The 12,991-nt window shown below is 62.4% G+C and carries 16 protein-coding genes; 4 read left to right on the forward strand and 12 right to left on the reverse strand.

From position 1 onward, the window contains the following. Positions 1 to 176 precede the first annotated feature (176 nt). From GA566_RS06890 to GA566_RS06940, 11 genes are all read right to left on the reverse strand, one after another. Entirely contained in the window at positions 177 to 641 is a 465-nt protein-coding gene (locus tag GA566_RS06890; protein ID WP_160472204.1) for a phage virion morphogenesis protein, read from the reverse strand. Next, positions 638 to 1,078, reverse strand: coding sequence for a phage tail protein (locus GA566_RS06895; protein WP_160472205.1), 441 nt, complete (start codon positions 1,076 to 1,078; stop codon positions 638 to 640). The genes GA566_RS06890 and GA566_RS06895 overlap by 4 nt, the downstream gene beginning before the upstream one ends. Then, positions 1,075 to 1,587: a hypothetical protein gene (locus tag GA566_RS06900; RefSeq protein WP_160472207.1), complete on the reverse strand. Its 513-nt coding sequence runs from the start codon at positions 1,585 to 1,587 to the stop codon at positions 1,075 to 1,077. The genes GA566_RS06895 and GA566_RS06900 overlap by 4 nt, the downstream gene beginning before the upstream one ends. After that, entirely contained in the window at positions 1,584 to 2,399 is an 816-nt protein-coding gene (locus tag GA566_RS06905; RefSeq protein ID WP_160472209.1) for an N-acetylmuramidase domain-containing protein, read from the reverse strand. Before GA566_RS06905 ends, GA566_RS06900 begins: the two co-directional genes overlap by 4 nt. After that, positions 2,377 to 2,724 carry a phage holin family protein gene (locus tag GA566_RS06910; protein WP_160472211.1) on the reverse strand — a complete coding sequence of 116 codons (348 nt, stop codon included), beginning with the start codon at positions 2,722 to 2,724 and terminating at the stop codon, positions 2,377 to 2,379. The genes GA566_RS06905 and GA566_RS06910 overlap by 23 nt, the downstream gene beginning before the upstream one ends. Beyond that, positions 2,721 to 3,128, reverse strand: coding sequence for a putative holin (locus GA566_RS06915; protein ID WP_160472212.1), 408 nt, complete (start codon positions 3,126 to 3,128; stop codon positions 2,721 to 2,723). The genes GA566_RS06910 and GA566_RS06915 overlap by 4 nt, the downstream gene beginning before the upstream one ends. Before the next feature lie 15 nt (positions 3,129 to 3,143). After that, complete coding sequence (locus GA566_RS06920) at positions 3,144 to 3,347, reverse strand: tail protein X (RefSeq protein ID WP_160472214.1); 204 nt, start codon at positions 3,345 to 3,347, stop codon at positions 3,144 to 3,146. Beyond that, the gene (locus GA566_RS06925) at positions 3,347 to 3,814 is read right to left on the reverse strand and encodes a head completion/stabilization protein (RefSeq protein ID WP_160472215.1); all 468 of its coding nucleotides are present in this window, start codon (positions 3,812 to 3,814) and stop codon (positions 3,347 to 3,349) included. The genes GA566_RS06920 and GA566_RS06925 overlap by 1 nt, the downstream gene beginning before the upstream one ends. 117 nt (positions 3,815 to 3,931) lie before the next feature. After that, entirely contained in the window at positions 3,932 to 4,654 is a 723-nt protein-coding gene (locus tag GA566_RS06930) for a terminase endonuclease subunit (RefSeq protein ID WP_160473242.1), read from the reverse strand. Then, a complete protein-coding gene (locus GA566_RS06935) occupies positions 4,654 to 5,667 on the reverse strand; it encodes a phage major capsid protein, P2 family (protein ID WP_160472217.1) in 1,014 nt (337 codons plus the stop codon). The genes GA566_RS06930 and GA566_RS06935 overlap by 1 nt, the downstream gene beginning before the upstream one ends. Positions 5,668 to 5,693: 26 nt before the next feature. Next, a complete protein-coding gene (locus tag GA566_RS06940) occupies positions 5,694 to 6,542 on the reverse strand; it encodes a GPO family capsid scaffolding protein (RefSeq protein WP_160472218.1) in 849 nt (282 codons plus the stop codon). Positions 6,543 to 6,680: 138 nt separating this feature from the next. On the opposite strand from GA566_RS06940, the gene GA566_RS06945 reads away from it, so the two are divergent. Both GA566_RS06945 and GA566_RS06950 read left to right on the forward strand, forming a co-directional pair. Beyond that, entirely contained in the window at positions 6,681 to 8,474 is a 1,794-nt protein-coding gene (locus tag GA566_RS06945) for a terminase ATPase subunit family protein (RefSeq protein ID WP_160472220.1), read from the forward strand. Continuing rightward, positions 8,471 to 9,502: a phage portal protein gene (locus GA566_RS06950; RefSeq protein ID WP_160472222.1), complete on the forward strand. Its 1,032-nt coding sequence runs from the start codon at positions 8,471 to 8,473 to the stop codon at positions 9,500 to 9,502. Before GA566_RS06945 ends, GA566_RS06950 begins: the two co-directional genes overlap by 4 nt. Before the next feature lie 43 nt (positions 9,503 to 9,545). Here GA566_RS06950 and GA566_RS06955 read toward each other — a convergent pair whose 3' ends face one another. After that, positions 9,546 to 10,055, reverse strand: a complete 510-nt coding sequence (locus GA566_RS06955; protein ID WP_160472224.1) for a hypothetical protein — start codon at positions 10,053 to 10,055, stop codon at positions 9,546 to 9,548. Between the two features lie 1,012 nt (positions 10,056 to 11,067). Here GA566_RS06955 and GA566_RS06960 point away from each other — a divergent pair. Together GA566_RS06960 and GA566_RS06965 are read left to right on the forward strand one after the other, a co-directional pair. Continuing rightward, positions 11,068 to 11,865 (forward strand): hypothetical protein, encoded by a 798-nt coding sequence (locus tag GA566_RS06960; protein ID WP_160472225.1) that lies wholly within the window; start codon positions 11,068 to 11,070, stop codon positions 11,863 to 11,865. A 154-nt stretch (positions 11,866 to 12,019) separates the two neighbouring features. Next, a complete protein-coding gene (locus GA566_RS06965) occupies positions 12,020 to 12,733 on the forward strand; it encodes an Abi-alpha family protein (RefSeq protein WP_160472227.1) in 714 nt (237 codons plus the stop codon). Positions 12,734 to 12,991: the final 258 nt, after the last annotated feature.

Here is a 12,991-nt window from a genome sequence, read left to right on the forward strand (position 1 = left end):
TTCGTAGCGTGGGGCGGTACATATAATTTAGTTAGTGTACCAGCTGATGTACCGGCATGCCAATGGAACTTTGACGGGTGGCTTTCTAAGTTGCGAACGATACAAACAGTGCGGCTTTCCTTCGTCTTCGAGTGCTGCTGACTCCTGCGTTGGGCTGGAGCCAAGGCGGTAGTACTTCACAGCGCCTCCCCGGCTGCCACCAGTCCCAGCACGGCATCTGCCAACCTCCCCACATCCCCCTCCCCAAATCCCAACAACTCCCGCCGCGCATACTCCACCTCCAGCCCGCCATTCCGGTTCACCCGATCCCGCAAGCCGAACTGGTGAACCGCCGCCATCCGCCGCACGCCGCCCGCAAACTCCACCACCGCGCTGTCCGGCCCCGCCTGCACCTTCAAGAACTTCGACGTCTGTAGCTTCCCAAACATCTGCCGCCTGACCCGCCCAGCCCGCGCGCGTAGGCGCGGCTTGCGTGGCTCGTACGCCGAGCCATCCGGATTGCGTTGTTCGGCAATGCGCTTCGATTGCCGGCGGCGCAGTTCGGTGGCCACGGCTCGCATCAGCTTGCGGCGTTGGGTCGGTTGGAGCTGCTGCAGGAAGCTGCCAGCCCAGCCGGCGATATCGTCCAGGTCGGCTTTCATGGGGTGGGGAGCTTCCAGCCTGAGGGATCGTCGTAGGGATCCACTGGCTCGGCGGCGTGGGTGATGGCATACCGGGTGCCCTCCACTTTGACGATTACGCGCTCGGTCAGGGGCAGCCGCATCAGCAAATCCACGCTATCGTGGTTGAGGATGTCGGTTTCGAAGCGGAAGCCCTCGGGCCGTTTGTCCGGGTTGTTGAATAGCTCGGCCTGATTCTCGCGCAGCCAGGCGAGTACGGGCACGGTGATGGCGTCGGCGCTGTCGGCGAAGTCGATGACTAGGAGGGTGAGGGTGTAGTGATACTCGAAAGAGATCGTCTTGCCGCCAGTGGCGACAACGCGGCCTTCCTCGACTGAGAGGCGCAGCTTGTCGGGGTTGCGCTGCAGGTCGGGCACGGCAGCCGTGATGGCGGTGCGGAGTTCGGCGGGTTTTCTCATGGGGTGTCCTCGCCGATGATGGTGGCGCCCTGGGCGCGCAGGATGTCCTGGAGGGCGGTCAGTTGGGCGGCGTTGAGGTGGCCGGTGGTGTAGTTGTCGGCGACGATTTCGGTGACGGCAGAGAGCGGAATGCCTGCGGGGGCCGCATCAGCGCCTCCGGGATCCGGATCGGGCAGGTGGGTGCCGGTGGCGGCGGCGTCGTGCAGGCGGACAAAGCCGACAGGCACAGTGCAGGCAGCATCAGCTTCGACGGTGACATAGCGCGGGATCTCCTTGACGATGGTTTTGCCTTTGACGTGGATGGTCTTGACGACATCGACGTATCGGATGACCTCGACGACGGCCGTATCGCCGCTGTCTAGTTGAGCGCGAAGGGATGCCGCCAGCTTCTCGGCATCGGCGGCGCGGCGCAGGACCTGGCGATATCGCTCGGTCAGCCAGGCACCGGCGCTGGCCGTGCTGACCAGGGCGAGCACCACAGCCAGGGCGGCAATGAGGGTGCGTCTCATGCGGGCACCTCGCTTTCCTCGTCCTCGGCCTCATAGCGTGCGAAGGCGCGTGCCAGCTTCACGTCATAGAGGTTGTCCTTGTATGCCGGGCCGTTGTAGCCCTGCGCGAAGGCGGACCAGCGTCTTGCCTTCAATGCCTTGTGCAGAGCCGGGTCGGCGATGATGAAGCGCACGAAGGCGTCGAGCTGCTCGGCCTCGCCGCAGCGCATGGCGTCTGCGAAGTCTTCGACGCTGGGATACCCCAGCCGCTCCCAGTGGTAGCCCATGACCTGGAACATGCCCCAACTGGCCGATGACAACGCGCATGCGATATCGATCTGCGACGCAGCAGCCAGGCGCCCGTGTTCCGCCGACTTGCCCATGTAGCCGCCGCGCCTGGCGCTGACCAGGTTGGGATACCGCAGCGCCAGGGTATTGGCGTCGCGGCCGGTGGCGCGTAGCTGGCGATACATGATGTGGCGCTCGAACAGGATCACGGGCCGCCCATCGGGCAGAAAGCCCGGTCCCAGGCTCTCTACTTCGTTGACGGCGCGGACGGCGGCAAGCGGCACGTTGAGGGTGGCAGCGGCGCGGCGCAGGTCGTCGGCGCCGAGCTGGCCAGGCTGTCGGCCGTCGAGCTGGAGGGCGAGCAAAGTCTTGGTGCCAGCCAGGCCATCCACGACCAGGCCGTAGAGTCGCTGCGCCGAGCGGACGGCGACGGCCGTTTCCGCATCGAACTCGCCGGTCAGTTCCAAGCGAGCGCCGCGCGTGCGCAGGAGGCGCTGCAGTTCGCGCACGTCGGCGCCCTGGTCACCGCGTCGCAGGATCGTCATGGCGAGATCTCCTGAGGCAGCGCAGCAGCAGCGATTCGTTCTCGCTGGTGCCGCTGTCGCCGGTCATTCGGAACAGTTCGACTACGTTACCGCGCACCGCGTAGACGGCGGCGCACAGGATGGCCAGGATGCCGTTCTGCGCCAGCAGCGCCCACTCGTACCGGCCAAACAGCACGCCGATGGCAACCGTGCCTGCCATCACGATCAGGCCGTAGGCCAACGCGGCAGCCCATGGCCGGTGGGTGCAGCCGTCGCGGCGGAAGAGCAGCAGGCGGACGGCGATCAGCGCGCAGAGCAGCGCCTGGATGAGGGTGAGCGTGGTCATTGGTCGGCTCCATCGTTGGGGCGGTGTGGACCTCGAGGGCCGCGCAGGCCGGACATCAGGCGGTCGCTCCTGTCAGCCAGGCGAATCAGCGCCAGCAGCACCTTCACCATCACGGCGGACGCTACCAGCGCGCCGACGCCGTGGCTGACGTGAAGGTCGCCCGGGAGCACCGAGGCGATCAGCGCGGCGGCGAGCGGCGCGGTGAGCCAGCCGATCACGATAGAGAGCATCAGGAAGGCGATCTTCTTCCCGTTCGACAACTCGTCCGAGTTCAGTGCGAAGACCGCCGCGCCGGCGAAGGCGCCGAGCACGGTGGCCGCATCGACGCCTGGCATCAGCGAGACAGCGCCGATGCCCGTCACAGCAACGGCGGCGGTCGAGCTGGTGGAGATGGGTTCAGCCATGGAGATCCTTGAGGGTCAGTCCCAAAGCTGGACGCGGGACACCACGGCCTGCTGCGGGAGATCTGGCAGGTCTATGACCGTGCCGTGAGGGAGGACCGGGCCGAGTTCGGCTAGGCCCCGGTTGGCTTCGAGGACGGCTTCCGTGATGCCGGCGGTCTGGCCGTAGATCCGGTGGCAGATCGCGTCGACGGTGTCCCCCTGCATGGCGATCACGCGCATCAGATCAGCGCCACGGTGCTGCGTGGTCGCCCGGCGATATCGCTGACGGCCCAGCGTGCATCGCGCCGCAGATCCTCGACGGCCTGCATCAATGCCTCGGCTCTGCTGTCGCCTGCAGCGGTGGCGTCGTAGTCCCGATAACGCTCGATCAGTCCGGCACGCGCCTCGCAGTACACCGCGCGCAGGTAGCGGTGGAGGTGTGCGGACTTCCCGTCGATCTTCTCTGCCGGTACTGCCTCCAGTGAGGCATGGCCGGCGGCTGCCTGAGTGAGTCGCCACGGCTGCAGGCAGCCGTTGATCGACAGCACGGCCTCGACCAGCGCGCCGCGCAGCCGATCCGGCGTCACGGTGCCGTCCTGGCGCATGGCTGACAGCGCGGCGTCGATATCGATGTCGGGGAAGAAGCCGTCATTGCGGATGACGTGCTGCCCGGCTTGAGCGGGTGCGGCGGCGAGGAACGAAGACATAGGTTTCGGATTCGCGAGAGGGTTGGGAGGCGGTGGACGGGGTGGCCGTTCGGGCTGGCCTTCCGGCGTTGCCGAGGGCCACCCCGTGCCGCCTGTCGCGTGGGGTCACGCTCGGTGTCAGTCCTGGCTGCTGCCCTCCTGCGCAGCGGCCGGGACAGCGTTCTTGATGTCGCGCTCCAGGCGCTCCATGTCCTTTTTCACGCCGACCTTGCTGTGCAGCTCGAGCGCGCGCTGGAGGTTCACCAGGGCGGCTCGGCGGCGCGTCTGCTGCTCGTCGGGCGGTAGGTCGTCGATCAGCGTCAGGCTGGCGTATCCCAGCGCCTTGTGGAGCTTGGCGCGTACCTCGTCGGGCATGTCCTCGCCTTGCACGATCTCGGCGACCTCGGCCAGTGCCTCGATGTCCACCGGCTGGCCGGCCTCGGACGCCTTGATGGTCATCGTGGCGTATTCCTCGGCGATCAGGCAGGCCGTGGTCCGCTGGTATTGGTCGGGCATCACCAGGTGATGGCGGATGGCGTAGCGGGCGAGGGGCAGGGCGCCGGGGAAGTCTCCGACGTCGATATGCCAAACCATGACGGTCATGAAGACTTCGTCCTGAATGCCGGCATCGGCCTCCAGCACCCCCTCGATCCACGGGGCATAGACGGGCAGCATCGCGCGCTTGGCGTCGGCCTTGCGCTCGATGGACTGGATCTGCTTGAGCGCGCGCTTGTGCTCGGCCAGCTGCGCCAGCATCAGCTCGTGGCCGGTGGCATGGCGCAGTGGATTCGCAGCATCCGCTGCGGCGGCAGTGCGCGCCGCCGTGACGCGCAGGAAGTGGTCGCGGGCAGGGCTGCTCATCATTCCACCAGTTCGATGTTCTCGGCCATCGCCACGCATTCGAGATCCTCGATCACGTAGGCGTCGTTGCTCGACTCGTAGTTCTCAATGCGGTCGCGCCTCGGGTTGTCGACGATGGTCCGGCGCCGGCTGCTTTCCTGCCAGTAGATGGACAGGTTGTCCAGGCGCGTGACCAGCAGCGTGTTCGGCGGCATGAAGGGCACGCGGATGGCCGGCAGGTTGCCGATGCGCTTCTGGCTCATGATCAGGTCAGCGGCCAGGCGCTCTGATGGTTCGCGGTCCTTGTTGACGAGCGGGAAGTACTTATCGGCCAGCAACTGGCGACCGCAGATGACGACGAGGTCGGGATCTTCCGCGTGCCAGGGCGCGATCATGCTGTTGCACAGGTCGAAAACAAGCGCATCGAGGGTGGCGTACTGCGGGCTGTTGCCTTTGCCCACTACCAGCGCGCCATCGTCTCCTGTGCCTCGCATCACGCGCTCCGGTGCATCCTCGCGCAGCAGTTGCAGCCATCCTCGGCTGACGTCCTGCAGCAGCGGATTGGCCGTGCGGTTGGACGTGGCAGCGCGCTTGACGCCGTTGAAACCGATAGTGATGCGATCCAGTGCCTGGCGGCGCAGGATCGCGTCACGCAGGCGGGTCTGGAAGTCCTTGAACTTCGCCCAGATGTCGAGGCGCTGGTAGGAGATATGCGTGTCCGAGTTGGTCTGCTCGCAGCGGTAGCGGCGGCGATCGAGCGTACTCAAATCACTCGTCTCGCGTTCCTTCTCGGTGGTGTCGGTGGTGCTTGCCACGGGGCCGGACACGCCGAGACCGACCTTTTCGCCTTCCATCTCGGGCACGCCGATGATGTTGATGCGCTGCAGGAATTCGCTCGATTCCTGAATGCGGGTTTCCAGCGTCTGCTGTACGCTGGGCGCAACGTTGAACTTGCGATCGACACGGTCGACACCGTTCAGCCTGGCGACGGTTGCTTCGTATTCCGTAAAGAGACGGCGGGTGGGGTTACGCATGGGATAGCTCCGTGTGAATGGGCGGATCAGCAGTCGGTTTCAGGGGCGGCGCTGCCATCGCCACCTGTAGCCGGTGGGCGACGGCTGTAGGTCTCGGTGGACTCCAGCGCGGCCTTCAAGCTGGCGAACTCGGCCTTGTCCTTCTGCTGCTCGGTCTGGATCGTGTCGATGCGGGTGGCAATGGATTCGAGCGCAGCAGTCACCTTTGAGAACTGGCCGCCCATCGCATGGATCTCTTGGGCCAGCGTGCTGACGGCTTCGTGCGTGTCAGCGTGCTGCGCCTGACGGCCGGTCTCATTGCGCTCGACCTTGCCGAACAGGCGCTTGATGGAAGCAGCCAGGCCGTTCGTCGGCGGGGCCGGATCCTGCGGCGTGTCGTCCGAGAAATCGAGATTGATTTCCACGGCTTCGGAGAACAGGTTGCTGGGGTGCTGCTTGCGGTCGGCCAGCGGGTTGATCTTGGCCTTCGCGCTGAATTGCAGCATCTCGCAGCCGAGGCTCGCGGGGTTGTCGGTCACGGCCAGGCCGGTCAGATACGCCTCGCCGGTGTCCGCGAAAACGGGCGTCACCTCCATCGAGCAGAAGATCTTCTGGCGTGCCTGGGTAAGCGAGACCAGCTCGGTAGTGGGATCGAGTTGTGCGAAGAGGCGCATCTTGCCGGCCTGCTCTTCGGCCTTGAGCGCAACGACGTCGCCGTACGCCTGGAACAAGCCCTTGGGGTCGATGCCGCGAATGTGCTCCAGATTGATGCGCGCGCCGTACGTCTTCGGGTCGTAGCTGCCGGCCATCTGCAGGAGCATGTTGCGATCGATAACGCGGCCATCGCTGGTGGCGCCTTCGGTGGCGATGCGGAAGAACTTCTTGCTGCCTGGCATGGTGTCCTCTTCGGTAGGTGTTCGGTGTAGCCATGTTCGGACGGGCTGCCGCGCGAGGGCAACGATGGGCTGTTGTGGTGGCAGGGCTGACAACAGAAGTGGCGTGGCACGCGCGCGCGTGGACGGTAGCGTTGCGGCATGACTACGCTGCCACCATCATTGCCGCCGCTTTCGGGGCTTCGTTTCGATGCAGAAATGGAGCCGCGCCGCATCGCCCGTACCCTGTATTGGCAGGGCTATCGCGTCGCGCGTATCGCCGAGATGCTGGGGTTGCGACCCTCGACCGTGCATAGCTGGAAACAGCGTGATGGATGGGACAAGGCGGATGTGGTCGAGCGCGTGGGGACCAGCATCGAGGCGCGCATGGAGCAGCTGATCGCGAAGGACAAGAAGGAGGGGAAGGACTACAAGGAAATCGATCTGCTGGGCCGGCAGATCGAGCGCCTGGCGCGCGTGCGTCGATATGAAGGCACGGGCAACGAAGCGGATCTGAATCCCAACGTGGCGAACCGAAACAAGGGGCCGAAGAAGAAGCCCGAGCGCAATGCGATCAGCGATGAGGACCAGGACAAGCTGGTCGATGCGTTCAAGGATTCGATGTTCGACTACCAGCGCGTCTGGTACGAGGCAGGGCTGACCGAACGCATCCGCAATATCCTCAAGAGCCGGCAGATTGGCGCCACCTGGTACTTCGCGCGGGAGGCGTTCATTGACGCGCTGACGACGGGGCGCAATCAGATTTTCCTCTCAGCCAGTAAGGCGCAGGCGCACGTCTTCAAGCAGTACATCATCGCGTTTGTGCGCGATGCCGCTGGCATCGACCTGCGGGGTGATCCCATCGTGCTGCCGAATGGCGCGACGCTGTATTTTCTCGGCACGAATGCGCGCACGGCGCAGAGCTATCACGGCAATCTGTATCTGGACGAGTATTTTTGGATCCAGCGATTCCAGGAACTGCGGAAGGTGGCGTCGGGGATGGCGATCCACGCACAGTGGCGACAGACCTACTTCTCGACACCGTCGAGCCTGGCGCACGAGGCATATCCGTTCTGGTCAGGGGCGCTGTTCAATCGCGGGCGGAAGAAAGAGAACCGTATCAGCGTGGATGTGAGCCACGCCAACCTGCAGCGCGGTCGGCGATGTGCGGACGGACAATGGCGGCAGATCGTCACGGTCGAGGACGCCATTGCGGGCGGCTGCAACCTCTTCGACATCGCGCAACTGCGGCTGGAGTACAGCGATGCGGACTTCGAGAACCTGTTGTTGTGCGGCTTCATCGATGACACAGCATCGGTGTTCCCGCTGTCGATGCTTATGCGATGCATGGTCGATAGCTGGGAGGTGTGGGAAGACTTCCGGCACTGGTCCCCGCGTCCTTTTGGCAATCGCGAGGTGTGGGTGGGTTACGACCCGAACGGTGGGGGCGGTGACAGTGCCGCGCTGGTGGTGGTGGCACCGCCTCTGGTGCCAGGCGGCAAGTTTCGCGTGCTGGAGAAGCATCAGTTCCGCGGAATCGACTACGAGGAACAGGCCGCCGCTATCGAGCGGGTCTGTGGCCGCTACAACGTGACGTACATCGGCATTGACCGGACGGGGATTGGCGATGCGGTGTACCAGCTCGTCACCAAGTTCCGCCCCGACGCGAAGGGGTTCACGTACTCGGTGGAGGTGAAGACCGGTCTGGTGCTGAAAGCGTTCGACGTGATGAGCAAGGGCCGGCTGGAGTACGACGCCGGGTGGACGGACTTCGCCGCGTCGTTCATGTCGATCAAGAAGACGACCACCGCCGCCGGCGGGCGTGTCACGTATCAGGCAGGGCGCTCGGAGGAAACGAGCCACGCGGATCTGGCGTGGGCGTGCATGCATGCCATCGCGCACGAGCCCTACGAGGGCGTCAGTTCAACGAATTCGAGCTTTATGGAGATGTCATGAGTCGTAGGAAGCAACGCCCCGCTGCGGTCGTAAGCAAGCCTGATGCGGCACCGACAACCGCATCGGCATCAGTGGAAGCCTTCACGTTTGGAGATCCCGTTGCAGTGCTCGACCGGCGCGAGCTGCTGGACTATGTCGAGTGCCAACGTGTGGGCGACTGGTACGAGCCGCCGATGCCCTGGGACGGCCTCGCCCGCACGTTCCGCGCGGCGGTGCATAACAGCTCGCCGATCTACGTGAAGCGGAACATCCTGGTGTCGACGTTCATTCCGCACAAGCTGCTTTCACGCACGGCCTTCGCGCGGTGGGTGCAGGACTTTCTGGTCTTTGGCAATGGGTATCTGGAGCGGCGGGATAACGTGCTGGGGAGGCCTGTGGCGTTGGAGCCGGCCCTGGCGAAGTACATGCGGCGTGGGATCGATCTGGACGCGTACTTCTTCGTCCAGAATCTGCAGGATGCCCATCGATTCAAGCGGGGCAGCGTGTTCCACCTGATGGAGCCGGATATCAACCAGGAGGTGTATGGGCTGCCGGAGTATCTGTCAGCGCTGAATGCGACCTGGCTGAACGAGTCAGCGACGCTGTTCCGGCGGCGGTACTACAAGAACGGGAGCCATGCCGGGTTCATCCTCTACATGACCGACGCGGCGCAGAAACAGGAGGATGTGGACGCGCTGCGCGAGGCGTTGAAAACGAGCAAGGGACCGGGGAATTTCCGGAACCTGTTCATGTATGCGCCGGCCGGCAAGAAGGACGGGATTCAGTTAATCCCGGTGTCTGAGGTGGCGGCGAAGGATGAGTTTTGGAATATTAAGAACGTTACGCGGGATGACCAGTTGGCGGCGCATCGTGTGCCGCCTCAGTTGATGGGGATTATTCCTTCGAACACTGGCGGGTTCGGGGATGCGGAGAAGGCGGCAATGGTGTTCGCCAGGAACGAGGTGAAGCCGCTGCAGGATCGGCTGACCGAGGTGAACGAATGGCTGGGGATGGAGGTGGTGAGGTTTGAACCATACGCGCTGACGTGAGAGGGTCAGAGTGGCTGGCTCTGCAAGAAAGCCGCCGCGAAGATCAGTGGTATTGGCCGTACCAAGGGCCATCCAGCGAAGGGATGTAGGGCCAATCGGTTCTTCGTTCGATGGAACGCTGCGCTGATTCTGCCTGCGCTGGGGTGAGAAAGATGCCCCCCAGATCGTTGCCGCTATTGATGGCGTAGAAGCGCACATCGCTTCCGTTGAGTTGCGAGTTCACGATCAGAAAAAAATAGTAAGTGGCTCTGCCCCAGCTCTCCGCTTCGGCGTCCCGGTCACTGCCTGAGTAGATGAGAAATTCATTGCCCTGGAATTGGACCTTGTACGAAGGTTCGTTGGCTTCGACTTCCTCCGATATCAGGGCCGGTCGAGCAACGTGATTCTTGAGCTGGGGGAGCAATCGCTGATACGCAGCGACGATGCCTTGCTCGGCAAGCTCTTCGGCATCGAGGGTGACCATTTTTTCGTAGTCCAGCGGTTGCGGGCGCGCTTCGGCCGAATCGGCCTGGCTGGATGGTCTTGCGAAAAGCTTGGAAAGCATCGATCGCATGGATCTCTCGGCTGTGATTGTGTGGTGCGCCCCGCATCATAAACGCTACCCCAGCTTTTGCCGTCTGTGAGGCGCTCAGAGCGTCTCTGCTCCTCTTTTCCCCTATCGCATGCCCGAGGCTCGCTCGCACCCCACGCGTGGCGCCAGGGGTCGTCTCGTGGCTCTGCGGGCGTCTTCGGAAAGATCCGGTGTGTCCGCGCCTCTATGCTCAGCCGCTCAGGGGCCGCCAGCACGTCTATCGACCTTTCGCGCGCCATCGAGACCCCGCCACGCCCCCGCGCTTTTTCGAGTTGTTTTTTCGCAGCGTGCAAGTGCTGGCCTGTTGTGGGCTGTCAACGCGCGGCCGGCAGACGGAAGTCGCGGTTTGGTACGCGGATTGACGCACCCAGAGTAGATGACGTGAGTAGGGGGAGGGTGACGATGCTGGCCCGCTGTAATCCAGGGGCCGGGGGGGAGGGTTCGGAAAACGGTAACTTTACTAACCGGCCCCTCGAAAGTAACGTTAAGTTATTGATTTTAAAAGGCGCTGTAAGTTACCCGACGAAGCTAATTTGAGGTAACCACAAAGGTAACGTGAAACTAAGCTGTTGATTTCATTGGGTCGATGTCGCTGTGACGATGTCTTTCCAGAAAGGTAATCTGGTTACTTAGAAATTACCTATAAGTTACCTTCTCTACAAAGCTCGCAATCCCTTGTGCCGTAACGGTTTGCGGGATTTCTTTGCTGGCTGGTTAGCGATGTTACCTATTCCCGGACCCCTCCCAGAATCTCCCGCGATACGCTGAATTGCACTGTATGGATATCCAGTCGGCTTCGAAAGCCGTTGCAGGACGCTATCAACCGCACGCACGCCGCCACATTCCCGCAACACGCGGTGCGACGTTGGCATACGCCTCCGCTTGACGAGACGTGTAGGCGCCACGCACAGATAGGCGGTATGGGCACCTAAGATGAGGGTGCATCAGTCGGTTGAATCTGCGACCAAGAGCGGATATTCGGGGGGGTAAAAGCATGAGAGCGAAGTTATGGCTGCTCGCAGCGATCTGCATTTTCTTTGCCGCCTACATCATTGCGCCGACGCTCGCTCAGGCGCAGAACGCGGCGGGAGGAGTTCCTAACTTGAGCGGCTATGACAACGAGACGCGAATGACAATGGAGATGGCTTGCGGATCGGAAAGAAGAAATGGGCCAGTCGCCTACGGCACATGCCTAAACCGTCAGATCGCTTCTCTGCAAGGCTCGCCAGGCGTGCCAAACCTGAGCAGCTACGACAACGAGACGCGAATGACAATGGAGATGGCCTGCGGATCGGAGCGGAGGAACGGGCCAGTTGCCTACGGCGCATGCCTGAACCGTCAGATCGCTTCTCTGCAAGGCTCGCCAGGCGTGCCAAACCTGAGCAGCTACGACAACGAGACGCGAATGACAATGGAGATGGCCTGCGGATCGGAGCGGAGGAACGGGCCAGTTGCCTACGGCGCATGCCTGAACCGTCAGATCGCTTCGCTGCAAGGCTCGCCAGGCGTGCCAAACCTGAGCGGCTACGACAACGAGACGCGAATGACAATGGAGATGGCTTGCGGATCGGAAAGAAGGAATGGGCCGGTCGCCTATGGCGCATGCCTGAACCGTCAGATCGCTTCGCTGCAAGGCTCGCCAGGCGTGCCAAGCCTGAGCAGCTACGACAATGAAACGCGAATGACAATGGAGATGGCTTGCGGGTCGGAGCGGAGGAACGGGCCGGTTGCCTACGGTGCGTGTTTGCGAAAGCAAGTTGACAGCCTTAGCCCTCGGCCAGGGCCGCAGTAGTCAGAGCTTTCAGTGGCGGCGGTGTTGCTCTGTGTTTTGCCCGAGGGGATGTGAAGCCGGTTGGCGAGTTTGGTGTTGCTCATAAGGTGCTGTCGGTACTGTATATTTATACAGATCTAACTGTGAATTTGGCACCTCTTGGAGAAAAGCGCACATGGCGGATCCCCTTGATACAACCTCGGAAGTGGCCAGGGCGACTCAGGAAGTCGCAAAGGCCACTGGGAAGGCGATCGATGCTGGCCGGGATCTCGGCTCGTTCGTCGGCCGATTTGTCGGGGAACCACTTGAGCACGTTTCTGGCATGGTCAGCGACCGCCTTGCCTACATGCGTCTTGAGAGGCAGGTTCGACTCATGCAACGGGTTGAGCGGTTGCAGGAGGAATCGGGGATCACGGTGATTAAACCGTTGCCGATGAAACTGGCAATTCCCCTTTTTCAGGGCGCGAGCCTTGAGGAGAACGATGACCTCCAGGACCGCTGGGCGGCGCTGCTGGTGAATGCAACGAATCCCGCGAGTTCAATCCAATTGAGTCGCGCAGTGATTTCAATATTGGAGGAACTATCGTCGTTCGATGCGCTCGTCCTGGACAAGATCTACGAGATTCCGTACGCGGAGTCGAAAGTTGTAGGTGTATGGACAGCGCTTCTGCCGGACAGGGTTGTCGCTGGCACGAATGACGCGAACGGGCCGGTCGAGGTACAGGGGCTTGAACCAACGGATGACGTCGTTCTGTCATTGGCGAACTTGAAGCGCTTGGGATGCCTGACGTCAGACTCTTTTTTCGACGGCGGGGAGGCCTACGGACGTGTCATGCCGACGCTCATGGGGAAGACGTTCGTGCAAGCATGCCGCGCGAAAACACGGTAATTTGTTCCCCCAGGATTTCCCCGAAACTAATCTAAGCCTTTGTCGTGGTGCGGTTTACGTTTCCCCTCCCTCGCACCAACCATCTTTTTGTGACGAAATATCTACACGTCACCATCCATTCCATAGTCCGCCAATCATCGGCCAAATTCCGCTAGTTCTCAGGCAGTTCGCACACTGCTTGGCTAAAGCGTTTCTTTGCGTCAATCTCAGAATCTTGTCCTGAGAATCGCCTGTATCGTCTGGCTTTGTCCCACGCAA

It is taken from the genome of Cupriavidus sp. SW-Y-13 (genome assembly GCF_009793345.1).
Taxonomy (GTDB): domain Bacteria; phylum Pseudomonadota; class Gammaproteobacteria; order Burkholderiales; family Burkholderiaceae; genus Cupriavidus.

What these genes read in the sequence shown, in the direction of transcription:
- GA566_RS06890 (WP_160472204.1), bottom strand. Translation starts at nt 641, where the DNA reads ATGAAAGCCGACCTGGACGATATCGCCGGCTGGGCTGGCAGCTTCCTG.
- GA566_RS06895 (WP_160472205.1), bottom strand. Translation starts at nt 1,078, where the DNA reads ATGAGAAAACCCGCCGAACTCCGCACCGCCATCACGGCTGCCGTGCCC.
- GA566_RS06900 (WP_160472207.1), bottom strand. Translation starts at nt 1,587, where the DNA reads ATGAGACGCACCCTCATTGCCGCCCTGGCTGTGGTGCTCGCCCTGGTC.
- GA566_RS06905 (WP_160472209.1), bottom strand. Translation starts at nt 2,399, where the DNA reads ATGACGATCCTGCGACGCGGTGACCAGGGCGCCGACGTGCGCGAACTG.
- GA566_RS06910 (WP_160472211.1), bottom strand. Translation starts at nt 2,724, where the DNA reads ATGACCACGCTCACCCTCATCCAGGCGCTGCTCTGCGCGCTGATCGCC.
- GA566_RS06915 (WP_160472212.1), bottom strand. Translation starts at nt 3,128, where the DNA reads ATGGCTGAACCCATCTCCACCAGCTCGACCGCCGCCGTTGCTGTGACG.
- GA566_RS06920 (WP_160472214.1), bottom strand. Translation starts at nt 3,347, where the DNA reads ATGCGCGTGATCGCCATGCAGGGGGACACCGTCGACGCGATCTGCCAC.
- GA566_RS06925 (WP_160472215.1), bottom strand. Translation starts at nt 3,814, where the DNA reads ATGTCTTCGTTCCTCGCCGCCGCACCCGCTCAAGCCGGGCAGCACGTC.
- GA566_RS06930 (WP_160473242.1), bottom strand. Translation starts at nt 4,654, where the DNA reads ATGAGCAGCCCTGCCCGCGACCACTTCCTGCGCGTCACGGCGGCGCGC.
- GA566_RS06935 (WP_160472217.1), bottom strand. Translation starts at nt 5,667, where the DNA reads ATGCGTAACCCCACCCGCCGTCTCTTTACGGAATACGAAGCAACCGTC.
- GA566_RS06940 (WP_160472218.1), bottom strand. Translation starts at nt 6,542, where the DNA reads ATGCCAGGCAGCAAGAAGTTCTTCCGCATCGCCACCGAAGGCGCCACC.
- GA566_RS06945 (WP_160472220.1), top strand. Translation starts at nt 6,681, where the DNA reads ATGACTACGCTGCCACCATCATTGCCGCCGCTTTCGGGGCTTCGTTTC.
- GA566_RS06950 (WP_160472222.1), top strand. Translation starts at nt 8,471, where the DNA reads ATGAGTCGTAGGAAGCAACGCCCCGCTGCGGTCGTAAGCAAGCCTGAT.
- GA566_RS06955 (WP_160472224.1), bottom strand. Translation starts at nt 10,055, where the DNA reads ATGCGATCGATGCTTTCCAAGCTTTTCGCAAGACCATCCAGCCAGGCC.
- GA566_RS06960 (WP_160472225.1), top strand. Translation starts at nt 11,068, where the DNA reads ATGAGAGCGAAGTTATGGCTGCTCGCAGCGATCTGCATTTTCTTTGCC.
- GA566_RS06965 (WP_160472227.1), top strand. Translation starts at nt 12,020, where the DNA reads ATGGCGGATCCCCTTGATACAACCTCGGAAGTGGCCAGGGCGACTCAG.